We start from the raw sequence: 21,282 nt of genomic DNA, 5'->3' as shown, positions 1-21,282 counted from the left end.
TCCATAAGAAACCGGCGTACGCCCCGGCCCGCGGGCCAAGGGGCGTTCCGCCGGAGCGAACCGGTAGGAATCAGCCGCGCTGGGCGATCGGCACGTAATGCTGGCCGACCGGTCCGACATACTCGGCGCGCGGGCGAATGAGGCGGTTGTCGGCAAGCTGCTCCAGAATGTGAGCCGTCCAGCCGGATACGCGGCTGATCGCGAAGAGCGGCGTGAACAAGTCGCGCGGAATGCCCAGCATCGTGTAGCAGGAAGCGGAATAGAAGTCGACGTTCGGCTTCAGGCCCTTCTGTCCCGTCACGAGATCTTCGATCTTCACGGACATGTCGTACAGCTTCATGTCGCCGTTCAGCTCGCCGAGCTGGCGGGACATCGCCTGCAGATGCTTGGCGCGCGGGTCGCCGTTCTTGTAGACCCGGTGGCCGAAGCCCATGACTTTGTCCTTGCGGTCCAGCTTCGCCTGGATATACGGCTCGACGTTGGCGACGGAGCCGATCTCGTCCAGCATGACCATGACCGCTTCGTTGGCGCCGCCGTGCAGCGGGCCTTTGAGCGCGCCGATCGCGCTCGTGACGCCGGAGTAGATATCGGACAGCGTCGCGACCGTGACGCGGGCGGCGAACGTGGACGCGTTCAGCTCGTGGTCGGCATGCAGGACGAGCGCCTTGTTCAGCGCTTCGACGGCGACGGCGGCCGGTTCTTCGCCGGTCAGCATATACAGGAAGTTGTGCGCGATCGGGACGCCCTTCTTCGGCGCGATCGGCTCTTTGCCTTGGCGAATGCGGGCGAACGCGGCCACGACCGTCGGAAGCTGCGCCTGAAGCTTGACCGCCTTGCGAACGTTCGCCTCCCGGCTCATGTCCTGCGCTTCTTCATCGTACAGCGCCAGGCTGGAGACGACCGTGCGCAGAGCCGCCATCGAGTTGCTGCCAGCCGGATACAGGCGCAGCCCGGCAATCACTTGCTCCGGAACGGCCGCGTATTCGCCCAGCTGCGCGAGCAGCCCGTCCAGTTCGGATTGGGTCGGCAGTTTGCCGTGCCACAACAAATAAGCGACTTCTTCGAAAGTCGCCTTCTCCGCCAGCTCGTCGATGTCGATGCCGCGGTACGTCAGCACGCCGTCGATGATCGAACTGATCGAGGAGGAGGCCGCTACGATGCCTTCGAGACCTTTCGTTGCCGTCATGGTTTTCTCTCCTTTAAGAAACAAAATGAAGGAACCGCCGCGAGGCGATTCCGGCTGACAAGGTGAACCCGGCAAACGGATCCGGAAGACGATTCGAAAAACATAGAATGCGCGCGAACCGTCAAGCAAAGCGGACATTCCGTTCGCCAGCCTGCGGAAAAAACAGATATTCCCACGGAATTTCAGTCCATTTTCAATGATAAACGATTTGAACCGCGAATGGAACCGAACGGCACATAAAAATGCTTTATCGCGGCCATAGAATTTGCTTGTCGCGGCTGCCTTCCCATTAATGATTTACCTAACCTGGAACATTATTCATTCGGTCCGGGGGAACGGAACGCGCGGAACCGAAGAGAAAAAAAGACAAGGCGCTTTTGCGCCACGCCCCGGAATGGTAAAATAGGTCCACGACCCAGGCGCGACAACGCATTTTCGGCGACGGCATTCGCACCATTCGGACAGCAGTCCCCGTCCCGTTCGACCTACGGAAGGAGCGAGCCGCAATTGAAGAAGCACAGTCAAGTGACCGGCATGATCGACATCGGTTCCAACACCGTTCGGCTTGCCGTCTATCAGGTAATGGACAACGGCGCCTACCGCGTGATCGATCAGGGCAGATGGTCCGCCAGGCTTAGCCAGAAGCTGAACGGGGACGGCATCCTGCCGCTGGATGCGGTCAGCGAGCTGGTGGAAGTTCTCCGGCATTTCCGCCGGATCTGCCGGATGCACGGCGCGACCCGTATCCGCGCCGTGGCGACGGCCGCCATCCGCCAGGCGGCCAACCGCCGGGAAGTGCTGGAGAGGCTCGGGCGGAAAGCCGGACTGAACATCGAGCTGCTGCCGGGCGAGGACGAAGCGCGACTCGGCTGCGTCGCCATGCTGCGCACGATGGACGTCCAGGACGGCTTCCTCGTCGACATCGGCGGCGGGAGCACGGAAGTCAGCCTCATCCTCGGGCGGAAGCTGGTCAATGCCGTCTCCTTCCCGTTCGGCTGCGTCAACACCGCCCTCCGCCATTCGCTTGGCGGAGGCGCCGTATCCGCCGCCCAGATCGAGCGGCTGCAGGCGGACATCCAGGCGACGATGCGCGAGCAGGCGTGGATCGCGGAGCACCCCGGGCTGCCGCTGATCGGCCTCGGCGGCACCACCCGCGCGCTCGCCAAGCTGTGCCAGCGCGCGGACAACTACCCGTACGCCAACTTGCACGGCTACGAGGTGCCTGTGAAGAAGCTGAGCGACAAGCTGAACGCGCTGGCGCCATTGAACGTGGACAAGCGCCGCAAGGTGCCGGGCTTGTCCAAGGACCGCGCGGACGTCATCGTCCCCGGTCTCGCCATCCTGCAGAGCGTGACGCGCATGACTTCCGCGTCCCGCATCGTCATCTGCGGAGCCGGGCTGCGCGACGGCATCTTTTTCGAGACGTGCCTGCCGCGCACGGACGTCTCGGATGCGTCGATGGTGCTGGAGGAGAGCATCCGCAACTTGGCGGCGCTGTATCCGTCCGTGCCTCAGGAGCATCCTCTGCAGGTGAACAAGCTCGCGCTGACGCTGTTCGACCGCCTCGCTTCTTCCGGCGGCCAGTCGCTTCCCTCCCGCGCGCGCGCGTGGCTCGACGCCGCTTCCAGGCTGTTCAAGATCGGGGCGATCATCGACGTCAACGACTTCTCGGACCATACGTTCTACTTGCTGACGCATGCCCATTGGAACGGTCTGACCCACCGCGAGATTCTGCTGACGGCGGCGATCGCCTCCTACCGGGGGACTTCTCCGGCCCGCAAGAAGCTGTCCGCCTACCGGCAGCTGCTGCAGAACGGCGATTACGAGGCGGTATTCAAGCTCGGCTCCCTGCTTCAGCTTGCTGCCGCGCTGGACCGCAGCGAGTCCCAGGCCGTCACCTCGCTTCACGTCTCGGTCGCCCGGGGCAACAAGCTGAAGCTCGCCGCCACCGCCCGCCATCCTCTGCCCGTCGAGAGAACCGAAGTCGATTCTCTCGCCAAGGAATTTCGCAAGATTTGGCGGCTGACCCCGCGCCTGACGGTCGTATAAGCCATCCCGCTTTACGGCGCCGCAGGCGCTTCTCCCCCCTTTCGGCGGAAACTCCGGAGGGGCATCCCCCGGCCGGTCGCTTCGGCGATCCCAAGCGACATAAAAAAACAAGGTGCTTGTCATCAGGCACCTTGTTCGGCTAGTAGATCATTCTTCTTTTGACGAACACGCCGTAGCCGTACTTTCGGCTAAGCAGCTTCATCTGCTCGTTCAGAAAATCGTGGATTTCTCTCAGCTTTTGCGTCTTCGGCCGAATCGTCTCTTTGACGCTGCCGTCGACGATGACGTCGAATACGATCATTCAGTCGCTTCCTCCTTCTTCAATTGTCGATATATTCATCATATGCGGCAATTGTTAAGATCAGATGCGAAGAAGCTTAAAAATTGTGTAAAATATCCCCGCAAAGCGGGCTTCGGCGTCGACCCTCAATCCGAGGCGGAAGCGGCCACCGTCTTCCAGAGCGGAATGTCGGCCGCGACGAATTGGCTGCGCAGCGGAAGCTCGCCGTTTTCCACCCGAACATAGCTGCCGGACGGCTGCAGCAAGCGGGCTTTGACGTTGTCCCGAACGTTCGTCCGCAGCAGGTTCAACAGCATCTGCCGCAGGGAGGGGTCGTATACCGGGCAGAGCAGCTCGACCCGCCGGCTCAAGTTGCGCGTCATCCAGTCGGCGCTGGAGATGTAGACTTCTTCTTCCCCTCCCCCGGACACCGCCAGGATGCGCGAGTGCTCCAGGTAGCGGTCGACGATGCTGATCACGCGGATGTTCTCGCTCAGCCCCTCAACGCCCGGCCGCAGGCAGCATACGCCGCGGACGATCAGGTCGATCGAGACCCCGGCCTGCGAAGCCTCGTACAGCTTGTCGATCATCGACTGGTTGGAGAGGGAGTTCATCTTCGCGACGATGCCGGCCGGACGCCCTTCTTTCGCGTGGGCAATCTCCCGGTCGATCAGGTCGAACAGCTTGGGCTTCAGCCCGGCCGGAGCGACCGCGAAGGAGCGCCAGTCGTGCGGCGTCGAATAGCCCGTCATCTCGTTGAACAGCGCGGATGCGTCGGCTCCGATGTCCGGATGGCAGGTGAACAGCCCGGCGTCGGTATACAGTCGCGCCGTGTTCTCGTTATAGTTGCCCGTTCCGACGTGAACGTACCGCCTCAGCTCGTTCTGCTCCCGGCGGACGACCAGCGTGATCTTGGCGTGGGTCTTCAACCCGACCAGTCCGTAGACGACGTGGCAGCCCGCCTTCTCCAGCTGCCTCGCCCAAGCGATGTTGCGCTCTTCGTCGAATCGCGCCTTCAGCTCGACCACGACGGTGACCTGCTTGCCCGACTCCGCCGCGCGGACAAGCGCCTGCACGAGCACGGACTGGCCGCTGACCCGGTACAGCGTCATCTTGATCGCCAGCACGTCGGGATCCTCCGCCGCTTCGCAGATGAAGTCGTTTACCGCTTCGAACGATTCGTAAGGATGGTAGACGAGAACGTCCTTTTCCCGCAGCACGCTCATCAGCTCGTCCGCCTCTTCGAACTCCGGAGGATAGACCGGATCGATCGGCTTGTAGCGCAGATGGTCGGCGTTCGGCAGCGAGGCGGCGAACTTGGACAGGAAGCTCAGGTCGAGCGGTCCGTCGATCTCGAGCCAGTCCTCCTGAATGTCCAGCTCCTCCATCAGCAGCTCCCGGGCGTGCTCGTGCATCCCCTTCTCGATCTCCAGACGGACGGGGAACCCTCTGCGGCGCCTGCGCAGTTCCTTCTCGATCTCCTGCAGCAGATCTTCCGTCCCTTCCTCGTTAAGCGACAAATCCGAATTGCGGGTCAGCCGGAACGCATGGACGGCTTCGGTCGAATACCCGCTGAACAGCTGGCCGATCTGCTCCCGGATCAGATCCTCGAGCAGGATATACGTTTGTTTCCGCGAGTTTTTGCGGCCGGTGACCCGGATCGTGCGGGGAAGAATCGACGGCACCTGCACGATCGCGCAGAACGACGGTCCTTCGAGCTTGGCGTCGCCCAGACTGGGATGGAGAACGACGGCCAAATAAATCTCCTTGCTGTGAACGAGGGGGAACGGCCGGCTGCTGTCCACGGCCATCGGCGTAAGGACGGGATAGACGATCTCCTGGAAGTATTCGGTCATCTCCTTCGCCTGCTCTTCGTTCAGATCGGCATAGGAGACGATGGCCGCCCCTTCGCGGGAGAGCGAGCGCATAAGCTCGCGATACGCTTTGTACTGTCTTCTCACCATCAGGCCGGAGCGCTTCATGATTCTCCGAAGCAGGCCTCTCGGCGTATAGCCGGTAAAATCGCTGTTGTGGTAACCGGCCCTCAGTTGGTCTTTCAAGCCGGCGACGCGCACGCTCATGAATTCGTCCAGGTTGCTCGACACGATCGACAGGAACAGAAGCCGCTCCAGCAAAGGCGTCGTCGCATCCTCGGCTTCCTCCAGCACCCGCAGGTTGAACTCGAGCCAGCTTAAATCGCGATTGATGTAATGTTTCGACACCGTCATCCCTGATCCCCCCGGAGCCGCCTCTGTTCGACGGCCTTGTCCCTTGATTATGTGGGATCCGGGTAAGAGGAATGTATTTGTAATGTTAACGGAATGTAAAATACGATGGGAATTGATCTTCCGGGGGAGAAAAGAACCGAATTCGAACGGGCTGCATTCAACGGGACGGATCGTCGCCGCCGCGGCGGGTCCGGCGAGAGCGGCGATAGCCTTTATAGAGGAGGAACAGAACCACGATCAACACCAGCGGGGCGACGCCCGGACCCAACGTGCCGAACAAGGCGATGAGCAGATCGTAGGCGGCGAAGTAATCGAGGGCGCCGAGCAGGATCAGGCCGATCAGCGCGTATTGGGCGCGCTGAATCCATACGCCTACGCGGGTCGTCCAACGGAACAGGCGGATTCTCACGGCGCCGTCACCTCCCGAACGGACCGCGGAACACGCGAATCGAGCCGGACCGGAACCTCCGTTCCAGCCAGAGGAACATCCAGGCCCGGTACAGGGGACGCGTGAACGGAAGAAGCAGCGTAAGGCCGACAATGTCCGACAGGAAGCCGGGGACGATCAGCAGAATGCCGCCCGCCATCACGCACAGCCCGTTCAGGACGGCATGCCCCGGAGGCTGGCCCTCGCGCATCAGCCGTCCGGCTTCCTGCCACGCCTTGCGCCCCTCGCTCTGCAGGAGCCAAGCACCGATCACCGCGCCGAGCAGCAGCAGCCCGAACGTCGCTCCGCCGCCGATCCAGCTGCTCATGACGACGATTCCCGCCAGTTCCGCCGCGATGGCGATCAAGAACCACAACCCCGCTTTGCGAATGAGCATGGCCAACCTCCCCCTTCTCCTTCTTATGATCCGTTACTACGTGGGTCGGCGCGACAAAGTTTCGCCCGCCGCCGCGTTCTTTGCGGTTCAGTCCGGCGTCAGTCCCGCCCGGCTGCGCAGCACGTCGTAAATGTCGGGCGCCGCCCGGTCCAGCCCGACGACCTTCCACTTCTCGTTGATCCACCCGTGCGTCGTACTTCCGCTGGCCAGCAGCGTACCTTCGGGCAGCTCCGACGAGTACGAAGGCGCGGGAGTTTCGATTCCCGCCTCTTCCTTTCGCACGACCCGGTACTCGAACTGAATGCGCACCTTCGACAGCTGAGCGACCCGGGTGCAGACCGTTACCCAATCGTCATAACGCGCCGGTTGGGCGTAAGAAGCTTCCACGTTGACCACGGGCAGCAGCAGCCCGCGCTCCTCGATATCCCGGTAGGAAAAGCCCGCTTGGCGGATCCACTCCGTCCGGCCGATCTCGAACCAGGTAATGTAATTCGTATGATAAACGACCGCCATCTTGTCGGTCTCCTGATAGCGGACGCGAAGCGGGAACAGGAACCAGTCTCCCATCGTCTCGATCTCCCTTCATGATACCCGATTTTCTCCTACCGATGAAAAAGAGAAATAGCGGCAACCGCTCGCCGCTACTTCTCCGAATTTCTTTAAGAAACGCCCTTGCTCGGGCTTACAAAACTTTGGCTTGTCCGGAGTAGATGACGCCCTTCTCCGCATACAGCGTAATTTCCTTGCCGTCCGAGAGCAAGCCGAGCGCGTTCTCGACGCCGACGATGACCGGAATGCCCAGGTTGAGGCCGACGACGGCGGCGTGGCAGGTAATGCCGCCGCATTCGGTAATGACGCCGGCCGCCTTCTCGAATGCCGGCATATACTCCTTGTCCGTCGACGGAGCGACCAGAATCGCGCCTTCCGTCATTTTGCGCGCCGCTTCTTCCGGCGTGCGGGCGATGACGACTTTGCCGGTGGCGCTCAGCGAGCCGATCCCTTGGCCCTTGGCGATCAGTTCGCCGATGTGGTGGATCTTGATCAGGTTCGTCGTGCCGGACCGGCCGACCGGAACGCCCGCCGTGATGATAACCGTGTCGCCCAAATGAACGATGCCGGACTTCAGCGCGCCTTCAACCGCAATGTCGAACATCTCGTCGGTCGAGCCGGCAAGCGTTCCTTGCACCGGCGTGACGCCCCAGATCAGCTGCAGGCGGCGCAGCACTTGCTCTTCCGGCGTTACGGCGACGATCGGCGATTTTGGACGGTATTTGGATACCATGCGGGCCGTATAGCCGCTCTCCGTGGACGTAATGATCGCGCCGGCATCCAGGTCGAGCGCCGAGTTGGCGACGGCTTGGCTGATCGCTTCGGTGACGGTCGTCTGCTGGGCGTTGGCTTGCTTCTGGAAAATCTCGCGATAGTGAAGAGCCGACTCGGCGCGCAGGGCGATGGCTGCCATCGTCTGCACCGATTCGGACGGATACTTGCCCGCGGCGGTCTCGCCGGACAGCATGATCGCGTCGGTGCCGTCGAAGATGGCGTTCGCCACGTCGGACGCTTCCGCGCGCGTCGGGCGCGGGTTGCGCTGCATGGAATCGAGCATCTGCGTAGCGGTGATGACCGGCTTGCCGGCGCGGTTGCACTTCTCGATCATCGACTTCTGAACGAGCGGCACTTCCTCGGCCGGAATCTCGACGCCGAGGTCGCCGCGCGCGACCATCAGGCCGTCGGACACTTCCAGGATCTCGTCCAGGTTGTCGACGCCCTGCTGGTTCTCGATCTTCGAGATAATTTGAATGTGGCGGCCGTTGTAGCGCTCAAGCAGCTCGCGGATCTCAAGCACGTCGCTGGCGCGGCGAACGAAGGAAGCCGCGATGAAATCGACGTTCTGCTCGATGCCGAAGCGGATGTCGGCTGCGTCCTTCTCCGTAATCCCGGGCATGGAGATGGCGACTCCCGGCACGTTGACGCCTTTCTTGCTCTTGATTTGGCCGCTGTTGACGATCTCGCACTTGATCTCGGTGCCCTGGATTTCCAGTACCGTGAGCCCGATCAGGCCGTCGTCGATCAGGATCGTCGAACCGACGTGGACGTCGCCCGGCAGCTCCTTGTATGTGATCGGAATCCGATGAAGATCGCCTAAAATTTCTTCCGTCGTCAGCGTAATCGTCTCGCCCTGTACCAGTTCGATCGGTTCTTCCTTCAGCTTGCCGAGCCGAATCTCCGGACCTTTCGTGTCGAGCAGAATCGCAACCGTCTTGCCGAGCTCCTTGCTGGCTTGGCGGATGGTCTTGATCCGGTTGCCGTGCTCCTCGTAGTCGCCGTGGGAGAAGTTCAGCCGGGCGACGTTCATGCCGGATTGGATCAGCTTTTTGGTATTCTCCAAAGATTCGCTAGCGGGGCCGATGGTGCAGACGATTTTTGTTTTGCGCATGATTTCTCTTTCCTCCGTTTTTTGCTTGCGTAACGTGCATAACTTGATAAAACCCGAGCCTTCGCGCCGACGGACGACGCGGAGGACTTCGGGGAAGATCAACAAAGATTGGGTGCAGGCGGCCGCGTCATTCGACGGCGGCGGTCCGGATTTCTTCCGTCTTCGCGACGTCGAACTCGCCGATCCGGCGGAACTTCTCGTAACGGTCGTCGATCAGCTGCTCCGGCGACATGGCCGACAGCTCCTGCAAATGGCGCCAAAGTGCCTCCCGGATCGACTCCGCCTGAGCGGCCGGATCGCGGTGCGCGCCGCCCTTCGGCTCGGGGATGATCTCCTCGATAATCCCGAATCCCTTCAGGTCGCGGGCGGTAATCTTCATCGCCTCGGCGGCCACATCGGCCTTGGAGGCGTCCTTCCACAGAATCGACGCGGCGCCGTTCGGGGAGATCACGGAGTAGATCGCGTTCTCCAGCATCAGCACGCGATTGCCCACGCCGAGTGCGAGCGCCCCGCCGCTGCCGCCCTCGCCGATGACGACGCAGACGACCGGCACGCGAAGCAGCGCCATCTCGCGAAGGTTGCGGGCGATCGCCTCGGATTGCCCGCGCGCTTCGGCGGTATCGCCGGGATAAGCGCCCTTCGTGTCGATGAACGTGACGATCGGACGGCCGAACTTGCTCGCTTGCTGCATGAGCCGAAGCGCTTTGCGGAATCCTTCCGGATGCGGGCTGCCGAAGAAACGTTGAATGTTGTCCTTCGTGTCCTTCCCCCGCTGGTGTCCGACGATCGTGATCGGCACCCCGTTCAGCTTGGCGAGTCCGCCGACGATCGCGAGATCGTCTCCGAACAGCCGGTCCCCGTGAAGCTCGATAAAATCGGTGAAGATCAGTTGAATATAATCAAGCGAAGTCGGGCGCTGGTGAAGACGGGCCACGTGCATGATCTGCGCCGCGCTAAGCTGGCTGTAGATTTCGTCTTCCAACTGCTTGTAACGCTCTTCCAGCTTGGCGAGCTCCTCGGAGAAGTCGATCTGCTGGTCGACGCCGACTTGACGCAAATGATCGATTTTTTTGCGAAGATCGTCGAGCGGCTTCTCAAAAGGCAAATCAGCGGACATCCGCTCGCACTCCTTTCACGGCATGCATGTCGAGCAGCTTGGTCAGGAACGACTTCATGTCTTTGCGGTGCACCACTTTGTCCAGCTGGCCGTGCTGCAGGTTGAACTCCGCCGTCTGGAAGTTGTCCGGCAGCTTCTGCCGGATCGTCTGCTCGATGACGATGCGGCCGGCGAAGCCGATCAGCGCGCCGGGCTCGGCCAAATTGTAGTCCCCCAGGCTTGCGAAGCTCGCGGAGACGCCGCCCGTCGTCGGGTCGGTAAACACCGAGATGTACAAGCCGCCGCCTTCCTGGAACTTCGCCAGCGCGGCGCTCGTCTTGGCCATCTGCATCAGGCTGAGAATGCTCTCCTGCATCCGGGCTCCCCCCGACGTGGAGAACAGAATGAGCGGCAATTGCTTCCGGGCCGCGTGCTCGATCGCGCGGGTCACTTTCTCGCCGACGACCGATCCCATGCTTCCGGTGAAAAAGTCGAAGCTCATGACGCCGATCACGACGGGAAATCCGCCGATCTCGGCCTCTCCGGTCACGATCGCGTCGCGCAAGCCGGAGTTCTCCGTCTGCTGCTCGAGCTTCTTCTTATAGCCGGGAAAGCCGAGCGGGTCCTTGGACACCAGATCCCCGTCGATCTCGACGAACCGGTCCTCGTCCACCGTAAGCGAGATGCGCTCCAGCGCGTTCAGGCGAAAATGGTAATCGCACGTGGAGCAAACCTTCAAATTTTTCTCAAGTTCCTTGGTGAACTGAATATTGCCGCACTTCGGGCAACGGTTCATAAGCCCTTCCGGAATCTCGCGCTTCGGCCGCTCCTCGGCGGCGTTCGCGTTCGAGCTCGGCTGAGCCGGGACGACCGCATATTTCTTTTTCTGAAAAAAATCTTTGAACACAGCGACACCTCACAAGGCGCAAAAATGGCGGTCCGACCAGGGCGCAAAGCTCGGGAACGGTCCGCTTCGTTCAGGCGTGACGTGCGCAGGGCATGCCGTCGGCAAACCGTAAAAGCCCGACGGAATCCGGTCCGTCGTAGGTAACGGCTTCGCCTGCTGCCGGCGGGCGGGGTCGATTACGGATGCAAGATGCTGCCGAGCACTTCCTGCACTTCCCGCACTTCTCCGGACGGCACCAATATCTCGTATTGAGGCTTGGTCAGGTTGATGGGGCGAACCTGCACGAGGAAGCCTTCCTCGGTCAGACGCTTCTGAATCCGTTCCGCAATCTTCGCGGTCGGCGCAATGTAAATGACCGTCCACATGAAGCGGTACCCCCAATGGATGGCTTTAGACTGAATCTGGCGAGTAGGATAGGACCTCAAAACGACCCGGACCCGCGCGAAAAACCGGCTTGTCCTGCCGGAATGCGCTCGTCTGACATGGGCGGGCGGGCCTATGCGCCGGGAATCCGTCCGGTGGGCGTATTTCGCTCCACAATAAAGAAATGATAGCACAGATGCCTCAAGACTAGCAACCGAGCGTTCCCGTCCCGGCGCGGAGCGAAAGAAACCGGGGAAACGAACGAACGCCGCTTGAAGCGAACATAGGCGAGCGGCTTTTGCAGCCAATCGGATCGTTTGGAACGGAGGAACGGGCATGTTCGCCGATCAGAGCGACCAATTCCTTCTTTTCTGCGACGATTTCGAGCTGTTCAAGATCGTTTCGCTCCATGAGCATCAAGTCTCATATTCGAATAGCCGATCGCCTCCTCGATCAAAAAAGCCGGCTTGCGTGGACCGACCTTGTCCAGGAACATCATCGAGGAATGCAGCGAATAAATGCTTGGGAGTTCCCGAGCATGTCGTAAATCCTTTCCTCTGCGCTTTTCGGCTTTCGTCCGTCATACTGTGCATCGTCTTCTCTGGTCCCCGACTTAGAGCGGCTATCAGGGGGCAGCAGTCGGCTGCAAGTTCACTCGGTGAACTTAGAGCAGCCATCAGGGAGCGGCAGTCGGCTGCAAGTTCACTCGGTGAACTTAGAGCGGCCTTCGGGAGGCGACAGTCGGCTGCAAGTTCACGCGGTGAACTTAGAGCGGCCTTCGGGAGGCGGCAGTCGGCTGCAAGTTCACGTTTTGCGAAGCACGTCGACTGGTAATACAGCGTTCCATCGTAACGTAACGGAATAGTCCAAAGGCATTTAATCTTCTTCTTAATGTCGTACGGATAGTGCTCCCCTCCGCTCAGGAGACCCGGAATGAGTATTTGCAGCGACACAGATCCTCCTCGTTGCCAGCAAAACGGCTGAACCGTCCTTGTCTTAAGGCGCATCCGTCCTATCGGAGATCATACAGGATTGAAAAGGAGTGGATCCTAGTCTATTTCTGTATGATGCAAAAAGGACCTCCTCCCGCCTTCAAACGGGAAAGAGGTCCTTGCGCGGCCGTTAGGCTTCGCCAATCTCGCTCAGCCGAACGGCACGGTCCGCCCGCGCCGACAGGTTCGCGGCTTCCATGAGCTGCGTGAGATCGAGGGCGAACCCGGCATTGCGGTCGTCGGACGTTCCGCTTCGAATCTCGCTCAGCCACTGATCCATCGGCGAAGGCGGAGCATCGGGAAGCGGCCACTCTTCCAGCGTCCCGGCACCGCTCGCCGTGCCGGCGACGATCATTTTGCGGCTGTGCGCGGAAAACGTCAAGCTTCCTTCCGTTCCGTGCGCTTCGAGCAGGAACGGGGAGCGGCTCGCAAAGCCGGCCTCGACGATCCCGAGCGCCCCGCCGGGATAACGCAGCACCGCCGCCGCATTGTCCTCGACGTCTCGTCCGGTGATATAGCCGTAGGAGGCGCTGACGCTCTCGGGCATGCCGAGCAGCAGGCGGGTTACTACCATCGGATGGCAGCCGAGGTCGATCATCGCCCCGCCCGCGGTCTGCTCCGGCAGGAAGAAATAGTCCGGCAGTTCTCCCGAGAGCGCTCCTCTGTGCGACAGGCGGGCGCGCACCAGCGTCAGCTCGCCGAGCTTGCCTTGGCCGATCGCCTCCTTCGCGGCCAGCGCGAACGGAGCATGCAGCCGGGGCAGGGATACCATCAATCGGACGCCCTTGCGGCGGACGGCTTTCAGGATTTCGCGGCATTCCCGCACCGTGGGAGCGAGCACCTTCTCCGTGAAAATATGCTTGCCCGCTTCCGCCGCCGCCGTGAGAACCTCGCGGTGCATCGTCGTCGGAGCCGTGACGATGACCGCGTCGATATCCGGCTTCGCCAGCAGCTCCTCGAGATTGCCGTAATAAGGAACGCCCAGAGCTTCCGCCTGCGCGCGGCCGCGTACGGGGTCTTCGTCCCACAGGGCCGTAATGGCGGCATCCGGATGCTGCGCTGCCTGCCGCGCGTAATCTTTCGCGTGAACGTGCCAATAGCTGAGAATCGCAATGCGAATCATGGCCCGGTCTCCTTTCCCCTAGCTTTAATCGAAGTAGATGGCTTTGCCGGTAAGGTTCGACTCGTAGACGGCTTCGATGATTTCGGATACGACGCAGGCCTGCTCCGGCGTCACGACCGGCTCCGTATCGTTCAGGACGGCTTCGATCCACAGCCGGATCTCCTTGTCCTGCATGCTCTCCTTGCGTCCTTGGGCGAAGTCCGCGCCCTTGCCGTCGAACTGAATCGCATTCGCGAACAGCCTCCCGTGCATCTCCCCGTTGAGGCGCAGCGTGTCCTTCACGTCCGCGCCGCCTTCGGTTCCGCAAAGCGTGTAACGGGCTTCCAGCGGATCCAGCAGATTGATCGCCCAGCTCGATTCCAGCATCAGCGTCGCGCCGTTCTTCATCACGATCATGCCGAACGCGGAATCCTCGACCGCATGCGGGTCGGCTTCCCAGGAACCGCCGGCGCTCGCCGTACCGTTCCCTGGCATGAGCTTCCGGTAGGCCGTGCCCAGAACGACGCGCGGCTCGTAATTGTTCATCAGCCACAGCGTCAGATCGAGCGCGTGCGAGCCGATGTCGATCAGCGGCCCGCCGCCCTGCTTTTCCTTGTCGAGGAAAACGCCCCACGTCGGCGCCCCGCGTCTTCTAAGCGCGTGAGCCTTGGCGAAATAAATGTCTCCCAGCTCGCCTCTCTCGCACATCCGCTTCATGAACTGGCTGTCCGGCCGGAAGCGGTTGTTGTAGCCGATCGTCAGCTTCCTGCCCGTCCGCCGGGCCGTCTCCGCCATGCGGCGCGCGTCCGCCGCCGTCTTCGCCATCGGCTTCTCGCACATGACGTGCTTGCCCGCTTCGAGCGCCGCGACGGACACTTCGGCATGGCTGTCGTTCGGCGTGCAGATGTGGACGACGTCGATGGAAGGATCGGCCAGCAGCTCGCGATAATCGTCATAGACGCGGGCGCCCGGGGCGCCGAACTTCTCGGCGGCTTGCCCCGCCCGCTCCGGCGCCATGTCGCTGAAGGCGCACAGCTCGACCTGCTCCAGCTTGGCAAGGCTCGGCAGATGCTTGCCCATGGCGATCGACCCGCAGCCGATCATTCCCACTCTAACGCGATCGCTCATCGTGCCGTCCCTCCCGTCGCTTGCCTGATTTCCGCCAGCCTGTCCTTGATGCGAAGCGGCACCTCGGCATGCAGCTCCGCCCAAGATACGTAAAGGGACGGATCGATGCGATACTCTTCGAATTCCATGCTCGGTTGGAAGCGCAGCGTCTTCAGATATTGCTCGACGATCCGATCGGTCTCGTCGTCGGTCGAATAGACGCCGTCGAACGGTCCGGTCACGAGCAGCCCGCGCCTGCCGGCGTTCTCGTTCGTGGCGGTCATCAGGTCGGGAATCAGGTAAAACATTTCGTGATCCGGCATGAACGCATGCTTGCCCGGCTGCGAATACAGCTTCGCGTGCGTGCCGTCCGTCAAATTGCCGCGGTCGCGCAGCAGCCCTTTAAAGAAATGGCCGTGAAAGCTGGCTTCGCAGTCGAGCACCTCGCCGTCATGCCCCACGTACACCCAAACGTGCTCCAGCTCGTACAGGTGCTGGATGTCGTAATCCCAATAGATCGCATACTCGATAATGGCTTGAAGACGCGAGTCGTTGAACGGGAACGTTCTGCGGGTCGAAGGAGAAGGGCCCGCCTCCTCCAGCACCGTGACGCCGACTCGAACCGGAAAGAACGGCTCGTTTTTGTCAAAATACAAATAGGGAGCATACTTGGTGATCCATTCGATATTCATAGGAAAAGTTCATCCTCTCTAGGTTTGTCGCGGTTAAAGCGCAAGCGCCCTACTCCTTGACCGATCCCAGCATGACGCCGGAGATAAAATACTTTTGCAGCCACGGGTAAACGATCAGAATCGGCACCGTGGCGAACATGATGCTGGCCGCTTTGATGCTCTCCGGCATAATCGCGACGAGCTGGTCGCCCTGCATCGACAGCGGGTCGTTCGTCATGCTGTTCGCGACGATCTGATACAGCTTGAGCTGAATCGGATACAGCTTCGGGTTCGTGATGTACATCAAAGCGTCCATAAAGCCGTTCCACCGGCCGACGGCATAAAACAGACTGAGCGTCGCCAGCGCGGGCGCCGACAGCGGCAGAACGATCTTCGCCAGCGTCCGGAAATGGCCGCTGCCGTCCATCGCCGCAGCCTCCGTCAGCCCCTGCGGAAGCGACCGGAGAAACGAGACGAGAATGATCAGGAAGAACGGATTGAGCAGCGACGGCAAAATCAGCGAGCCTAACGTGTTGGTCAGATGCAGACTGCGAATGAGCAAATAGTCGGGAATCGTTCCGCCGCTGAAGAACATCGTGAACAAGATGACGAACAGGAAGAAGCTGCGGCCTCGCAGCCGCTTCGAGAGCGGATAAGCGGCGAAGATCGTCAGCAGCATGGCCGCGCCCGTATATACGGCCGTCAGCAGCACGGTCAGCAGCAAGGCTCGTACCATCGAGTCATCTTGAAACACTTTCCCGTACGCGTCGAAATTGACGCCGACCGGGAAAAGCGTCACCTCGCCCGACAAGATCGCCCGGCTTCCGCTCAGCGAGACCGAGGCGATATGAAGAAGCGGGGCGAGACACAGAATCGCCAGCAAGGCGATCAGGCAGACGTTGACCCGTTCGAACGCCTGGATTCCGCTTCGGCGCGCCGTTCTTTTCGTGAGGGTATCCATCTTATACGACCCCGTGTCCGTCGATTTTTTTGGCCGCGTAATTCGATGCGAGCAGCAGCGCGATGCCGACGACGGCCTGAAACAGTCCGACGGCGGTCGCCGTGGAAAAATCGGCCGTTTGAATGCCCGTCTTGTAAACGAAGGTGCTGATGACTTCCGAAAAGTCGTTGACGCTGACGTTGCCGAGCACGTACGGCCGGTCGAAGCCGATCTGAACGATCTCCCCGATCTTCAGCACGAGCAGGACGACGATCGTGGACCGGATGCCCGGCAGCGTCACCGACCGCATTCGGCGCAGCCGCCCCGCGCCGTCGACGGCGGCCGCTTCATGCAGCTCCTTGTTGATGCCCGCGATCGCGGCCAGGTAGATGATCGTGCCCCAGCCGGCGCTCTGCCAGACGCCGACGGCCAGATAGGTCAGAAGCCAGTCGTACTTGTCCGTCAAAAACGGGATCGGAGCCATGCCGAGGCGCCCGAGCAGCAAGTTGACGATGCCCGTATTCGTCGCGAACACCTGGTACATGATGCCCCCGATGATGACCCAGGACAGGAAGTGGGGCAAGTACAGCGTCGTCTGCGCGAACTTCTTGAATCGCTTGCCCCTCAGCTCGTTCAGCAGCAGCGCAAGCACGATAGGTGCCGGAAAAGAGACGGCCAGGTCGAGCAGGTTCAGCAGGAACGTATTGCGGAGCGCTTTGTAGAAGGAGCTCATGCCGAACACTTCCCGGAAGACGTCGAGCCCGACCCAGTCGCTGCCGGCCACGCCCTTGAACAGGTTGAAATCCTGGAAAGCGATGACGATGCCGTACATCGGACCGTACTTGAAGATCGCAAAGTATGCGAGCGGCAGGACGAGCAGCGCGTAAAGCTGCCAGTTGCGGCGGTAATACGCCAGCTTGCTCATTGGGCCATCGCCTTGTACGCTTCCTTGCGTTCCTTCTCGATCGCGTCTCCGCCGCTCGCCATGTAATCTTTCATCAAGCCGTCATACGTCTTGTCGAAGTCTTGCGGCTTCGCCATGATGCTTTTCACGATCAACTCGTTGTACTTATCCTGCAGTGCCGGAATGTACTTGTTCTCCGCCTCGATCGGCGTCGTAAAGTTGGCGTAATTGATCGTGTCCGTCATCGACATCTTGTAGGCGTCGACCACATCCTTCCGGAACGGCTCGGGCACGGAAGCCGCCGCCGCTTCCCAGTTTTTCTCGTCGCTGCCGAAGTCCTGTCCTTGCGTAATCATCGCAATGTCTCCGGCGTTGTACATCCGCTTGGTGGTCTCTTCGGAAGCGATGCGCTGGGGCAAGCCGTCCACCAGCTTGTAATCCTCGCCTTCGATGCCGTTCAGAATCGTGTTCAGCACGTCGGGCTGCGCCATCCAGTCCAAATATTTGATCGCTTCGGCCCCGCGCTTGCTCGATGCCGGGATCATCAGGTAGAACCCCGTCGGATCGTACTCGGGCTTGAGGTGCTTGCCCGCGTTGTTCGTGTACGGATCGACCGGAACCAGCTGGGCGCCCGCCACGTTCTGCGTCAGCACCTTGGCGATGCCCGGCGTGTCGTTGTAGGCGTTGCCGAGGTTGTCGCTGTACATGCCGACCTTCCCCGTCATGACGTCCTGGAACAACTGCTTCTCGTCCTTATCCAGCGAGAAATCCGGGCTCATGAGCCCTTCGTTGTACAGCTTGTTCAGAAATTGGACCGCTTCCTTGTGTCCGGGAAGCAGCACCGGATAGCCGAGGTTCTCCGAGAGCGTGTAGCGCTGCTCGTCCGTCAGCCCGTCCTGGATAAAGGACCAGACGATCGGCTCGATGGACGCCGCCGTGAGCGAGAAGCCGAGCGGAATCGCCTTGCCGCCGGTCTGCCCGGGATCCTTCTCTTTGAAAGCTTTGAGCGTCTCGTATACTTCCTCGGTCGTCTGCGGCATGGGCAGGTTTAGCTTGTCCAGCCAGTCTTTGCGGATCAAGTTCTCGTATTTCCCCGTGTTGACGCGCCGCCCGGGAATCGCGTACTGAACGCCGTCGAATTTGCCGCGCTCGAGCGCGGGCCCAAGATAGGTTTTGAGGTTCGGGCCGTATTGGTCGATGAGCTGGCCGAGCTGCATCAGGCCGCCGTCCTTGGCGTAGCCGTAGGAGGTTAGCGGGTTCGTGTTGGCGAATACGATGTCCGGGGCGTCCCCGCTCGACATCATGACGTTGACCTTGTCGGTCGCGTCCGTACGGGGAATCGGCACGAACTCCACCTTGATGTTGTTCGGATCGCCGAAATGCTCCTGCACATACTGGGTCCAATAATTGTCCGTCGCCGTGTAGCCTGCGGGGGAGTTGCCTCTGTCGAAGACGCCGACCTTCAGCGTGACCTGCTCTCCCTTGGCAGGAGAACCCGCCGCTTGGGAAGCCGCGCCGCTTGAGGCATCGCCGCCCGAGGACGAGCATCCCGCCAGCAGCATGCCCGCCAGGGCCGCCGCCGCGATCGTACCTTTCGCTTTCGCCTTCCGTCCCATAAACTCCAAACACCTCGCAATCGATTTTTGAGGCCGCCGATCGGCCTGCAACTCCGTTATAGCGGTTGTCGCGGGAACGCGGCAATTTACACGTTTCCGCGGCGCAAACGAAAAGGCAGACGGTACGGAAGGCGGGAGTTTTCCGGCAGGATAAACCATTTTCGGCGAATAGACGAAATGTCGGATTACGGGGGCGCCGCGGTCATACGGGCTTCTCCGCCCCGCTTCGGATGTCTCCCGCGGGCCGCATCGCCTTGCGGTAGTCGCCGGGAGAGACGCCCACCGATTTCTTGAAGACCCGGCCGAAGGAGATGGCATGCTCGTAACCGACGCGTCTGGAAATTTCATTGACCGAAAGCTCCGTGTCGCGCAGCAGCTTCTGCGATTGGGAAATGCGCAGGCCGATCAGAAAATCGACGAACTTGACGCCGAACTCGTCCTTGAACAATTGGCTGAGATATTTGCCGTTGATGCCGAACCGGTCGCTGAGATGGCTCAAGGACAGATCGGGATTGGCGTACTCCTCTTCGATATATTTTCTCGCCTCGTACACGACGCGGTTGCCGTCGCCGCTCTCGAGCATGGCGGCGTATTTGCCGTACAGCTCCTCGATCAGCGCTTCGTAGAGCGGGCGGATCTCCGCGACCGCCCCCGTCTCGCGGAGCGCGCCGGTCATGAGGGGAAAGGTGACGGCATGCCAGTAGCCGCTGATCTCCGGCGAGATCTCTTCCATTTCCCGCGCGAACCGGTGCGTAAAATAGTTCAGCAGCAGCTGCATTTCCTCGTTCTTCAGCACGCGATCTTCCAGATGGTCGAAAATTTTGGCGAAGTCGCTTTTCCATTCCGTCACGGGAATTCGGAAGTGGTGAATCAGATCTTCCAGCCATTTGAAATAGCGCGAATCGATGCCCGTTTCCATGTCCCTGATTTCGCGATAGACGATCATCCGGTTGTTTCCCGCCGTCATTTTGTATTGCAGGGCGGACAGAGCCTCGCGGAATGACATCGCGGCTTCGGCCAAAGAGCCCGCAACCGTGCCGAGCCCGACCGTCACGGTAAAGGCAAGCTCCCGCTCGGCACGCTCCAGCAGCTCGTTCAACAGATGCTCGGACGCCGCCACGACGAGATCCGAGGCGAGCTCGGCCTTCAGGAGCAGGGCCAAACGGTCGCCGGATATCCAATCCAGGGCGACGACGCCCGCTCCGCCGTTCTGCAGCCTGGCGGCCGCTTCGCCGAGCCGGCGCTTCGAATCCAGCAGCGCCTCCCGGTCGCGGCGCAGCAGCGGAACGTATCTGTCGATCTCCAGGATGGCGATCGTCAGCGCGCAGCGCTCTCCGCCCAGCCCGAACAGCTTGGCGTACTCGCGCCAATCCGGGGCGGACAGCCCCTCCTCCTCTTCCTCCATCAGGTCGAAAAAGAACTGCTTGCGCTTGATCCTCACGTTCTCGGCCTGCTGCCGATCCGCCCGGCTCACCCGGTCCAGCATCGCGTCGACCGCCCGTTCGACCGTCCGCAAGCCGCCGCCGGCCGCCTCCGTTCTGGCCTCCTGGTGAGAGGACGTAAACTGGCGAACGATCTTTTCCAGAGGCCGCAAGTTCCTCCGGGCGATATAGGCCATGCAGGCATAGATGGCGGCGAGAGAGAGAAAGACGATCGCAAGGGGCATCAGCGAGCGCAGGACGGCCTCCTCGAACAGGCCGACTTCGGCCATCCCGCCTTCGTACCGCCAGCCCGTATAATCGTTGGTCAGCTCGGCCAACCGCTTCGATCCGGAGGAGCCGCCGGCCGAATAGATCGTCTGTCCCGTGCCGTCCGATATGGCGAGCCGAAAGCGCGGATCGCTTCGGAGGGCGCCCGCCGCGGACAGCAGCCGGTCGGCTTTGACGTTCAGCACGACGAGGCCTTCGTTGCCGGACCTTTTTTTGACGATGGAGACGACGCGCTCGGGCGGGTCGATCAGCGGATACTCGGTATAGCCGCGAACCGGCGACCAGCGCGCGCCCGGCGATCGCGAAGCGCCGAGAACGAACGGCTTGTCCGAGAAATCGTCCAGCTTGGCGGCATAGCCTCCCGTCAGCACCTTCCCGTCCTTGTAGCGATAAAAGTACGCCGAGTAGATCATGGGGTTGTTGCGGATGTCGGAGATTTCGAGCGACGCCTTGTACTCGGCCAGCTGCGGATCCGCGGAGCCGCCGTTGAAGAAGTCGTCGACCGCTTCGTTGCCGACGAGCCGGGCGGCCAGCGTCAGCTCGATATTTTTGAGCGAGGACGCCACGCTGTCCGCGACGCGCTGCGTGTAGGCGCGGCTTGCCTTCTCGTTCTCCTGAACGAGGTTCCCGTACACGACGTTGAACACGATGGAGGCGATGACGGCTCCGGAGACGAGCAGAATGATCAGATAGGTTAAGTGAAGACGACGATACCATTTTTGATTTTCCATATTCCCCTCTTCTTTCGGCGCGCGAAACTGTTTCTATCAGCATAACAGTCGTGTGTTATCGTAGTGTTGCCTGAGGGGAACGGAAACGGGAACGGAGCAAGCCCGGGAATGTAAAACAACCCCGCAAAGCGGGGCTGGGC

Annotated in this window: 18 protein-coding genes; 1 reads left to right on the top strand and 17 read right to left on the bottom strand. The window is 61.1% G+C overall.

Annotated features, from left to right (window positions below; genetic code table 11):
- Window positions 1–70 precede the first annotated feature (70 nt).
- Entirely contained in the window at window positions 71–1,186 is a 1,116-nt protein-coding gene (gene citZ / locus H7C18_RS17060; protein ID WP_185130298.1) for a citrate synthase, read from the bottom strand.
- A gap of 507 nt (window positions 1,187–1,693) precedes the next feature.
- Between citZ and H7C18_RS17055 the strand changes: the two genes are divergently transcribed.
- Window positions 1,694–3,235 (top strand): Ppx/GppA phosphatase family protein, encoded by a 1,542-nt coding sequence (locus H7C18_RS17055; protein WP_238357760.1) that lies wholly within the window; start codon window positions 1,694–1,696, stop codon window positions 3,233–3,235.
- A 139-nt stretch (window positions 3,236–3,374) separates the two neighbouring features.
- Here H7C18_RS17055 and H7C18_RS17050 read toward each other — a convergent pair whose 3' ends face one another.
- The 16 genes from H7C18_RS17050 to H7C18_RS16975 all read right to left on the bottom strand — a co-directional run bounded on the left by H7C18_RS17050 (window position 3,375) and on the right by H7C18_RS16975 (window position 21,142).
- The gene (locus tag H7C18_RS17050) at window positions 3,375–3,536 is read right to left on the bottom strand and encodes a mechanosensitive ion channel protein MscL (RefSeq protein ID WP_185130297.1); all 162 of its coding nucleotides are present in this window, start codon (window positions 3,534–3,536) and stop codon (window positions 3,375–3,377) included.
- Window positions 3,537–3,661: 125 nt separating this feature from the next.
- A complete protein-coding gene (gene ppk1 / locus H7C18_RS17045) occupies window positions 3,662–5,743 on the bottom strand; it encodes a polyphosphate kinase 1 (protein ID WP_185130296.1) in 2,082 nt (693 codons plus the stop codon).
- Between the two features lie 157 nt (window positions 5,744–5,900).
- Window positions 5,901–6,152 (bottom strand): hypothetical protein, encoded by a 252-nt coding sequence (locus tag H7C18_RS17040; RefSeq protein ID WP_185130295.1) that lies wholly within the window; start codon window positions 6,150–6,152, stop codon window positions 5,901–5,903.
- 7 nt (window positions 6,153–6,159) lie between these two features.
- Complete coding sequence (locus H7C18_RS17035; protein ID WP_185130294.1) at window positions 6,160–6,567, bottom strand: FxsA family protein; 408 nt, start codon at window positions 6,565–6,567, stop codon at window positions 6,160–6,162.
- 87 nt (window positions 6,568–6,654) lie between these two features.
- Window positions 6,655–7,134 carry an acyl-CoA thioesterase gene (locus H7C18_RS17030; RefSeq protein ID WP_185130293.1) on the bottom strand — a complete coding sequence of 160 codons (480 nt, stop codon included), beginning with the start codon at window positions 7,132–7,134 and terminating at the stop codon, window positions 6,655–6,657.
- Window positions 7,135–7,249: 115 nt separating this feature from the next.
- A complete protein-coding gene (gene pyk, locus H7C18_RS17025; RefSeq protein WP_185130292.1) occupies window positions 7,250–9,004 on the bottom strand; it encodes a pyruvate kinase in 1,755 nt (584 codons plus the stop codon).
- Between the two features lie 127 nt (window positions 9,005–9,131).
- Window positions 9,132–10,121 (bottom strand): acetyl-CoA carboxylase carboxyl transferase subunit alpha, encoded by a 990-nt coding sequence (accA, locus tag H7C18_RS17020; protein ID WP_185130291.1) that lies wholly within the window; start codon window positions 10,119–10,121, stop codon window positions 9,132–9,134.
- A complete protein-coding gene (gene accD, locus H7C18_RS17015) occupies window positions 10,111–11,007 on the bottom strand; it encodes an acetyl-CoA carboxylase, carboxyltransferase subunit beta (protein ID WP_185130290.1) in 897 nt (298 codons plus the stop codon). Before accD ends, accA begins: the two co-directional genes overlap by 11 nt.
- Before the next feature lie 176 nt (window positions 11,008–11,183).
- Window positions 11,184–11,372, bottom strand: a complete 189-nt coding sequence (locus tag H7C18_RS17010; RefSeq protein ID WP_185130289.1) for a glutamate decarboxylase — start codon at window positions 11,370–11,372, stop codon at window positions 11,184–11,186.
- Between the two features lie 1,120 nt (window positions 11,373–12,492).
- Window positions 12,493–13,485 (bottom strand): Gfo/Idh/MocA family protein, encoded by a 993-nt coding sequence (locus tag H7C18_RS17005; protein ID WP_185130288.1) that lies wholly within the window; start codon window positions 13,483–13,485, stop codon window positions 12,493–12,495.
- A 24-nt stretch (window positions 13,486–13,509) separates the two neighbouring features.
- A complete protein-coding gene (locus H7C18_RS17000) occupies window positions 13,510–14,592 on the bottom strand; it encodes a Gfo/Idh/MocA family protein (RefSeq protein ID WP_185130287.1) in 1,083 nt (360 codons plus the stop codon).
- Window positions 14,589–15,263: a hypothetical protein gene (locus H7C18_RS16995; protein ID WP_185130286.1), complete on the bottom strand. Its 675-nt coding sequence runs from the start codon at window positions 15,261–15,263 to the stop codon at window positions 14,589–14,591. Before H7C18_RS16995 ends, H7C18_RS17000 begins: the two co-directional genes overlap by 4 nt.
- Before the next feature lie 49 nt (window positions 15,264–15,312).
- Complete coding sequence (locus tag H7C18_RS16990; protein WP_185130285.1) at window positions 15,313–16,203, bottom strand: carbohydrate ABC transporter permease; 891 nt, start codon at window positions 16,201–16,203, stop codon at window positions 15,313–15,315.
- Window position 16,204: 1 nt separating this feature from the next.
- Window positions 16,205–17,107 (bottom strand): ABC transporter permease, encoded by a 903-nt coding sequence (locus tag H7C18_RS16985; protein WP_185130284.1) that lies wholly within the window; start codon window positions 17,105–17,107, stop codon window positions 16,205–16,207.
- On the bottom strand, window positions 17,104–18,702 hold the full coding sequence (locus H7C18_RS16980) for an extracellular solute-binding protein (RefSeq protein ID WP_185130283.1): 1,599 nt from the start codon (window positions 18,700–18,702) through the stop codon (window positions 17,104–17,106). The genes H7C18_RS16985 and H7C18_RS16980 overlap by 4 nt, the downstream gene beginning before the upstream one ends.
- Window positions 18,703–18,904: 202 nt before the next feature.
- Window positions 18,905–21,142, bottom strand: a complete 2,238-nt coding sequence (locus tag H7C18_RS16975) for a helix-turn-helix domain-containing protein (RefSeq protein WP_185130282.1) — start codon at window positions 21,140–21,142, stop codon at window positions 18,905–18,907.
- Window positions 21,143–21,282 lie beyond the last annotated feature (140 nt).

It is taken from the genome of Cohnella zeiphila, assembly GCF_014212055.1.
Classification (GTDB): Bacteria; Bacillota; Bacilli; order Paenibacillales; family Paenibacillaceae; genus Cohnella; species Cohnella zeiphila.
Note: the sequence above shows the minus strand (reverse complement) of the source record. Positions and strands in the feature narration are given on the sequence as shown.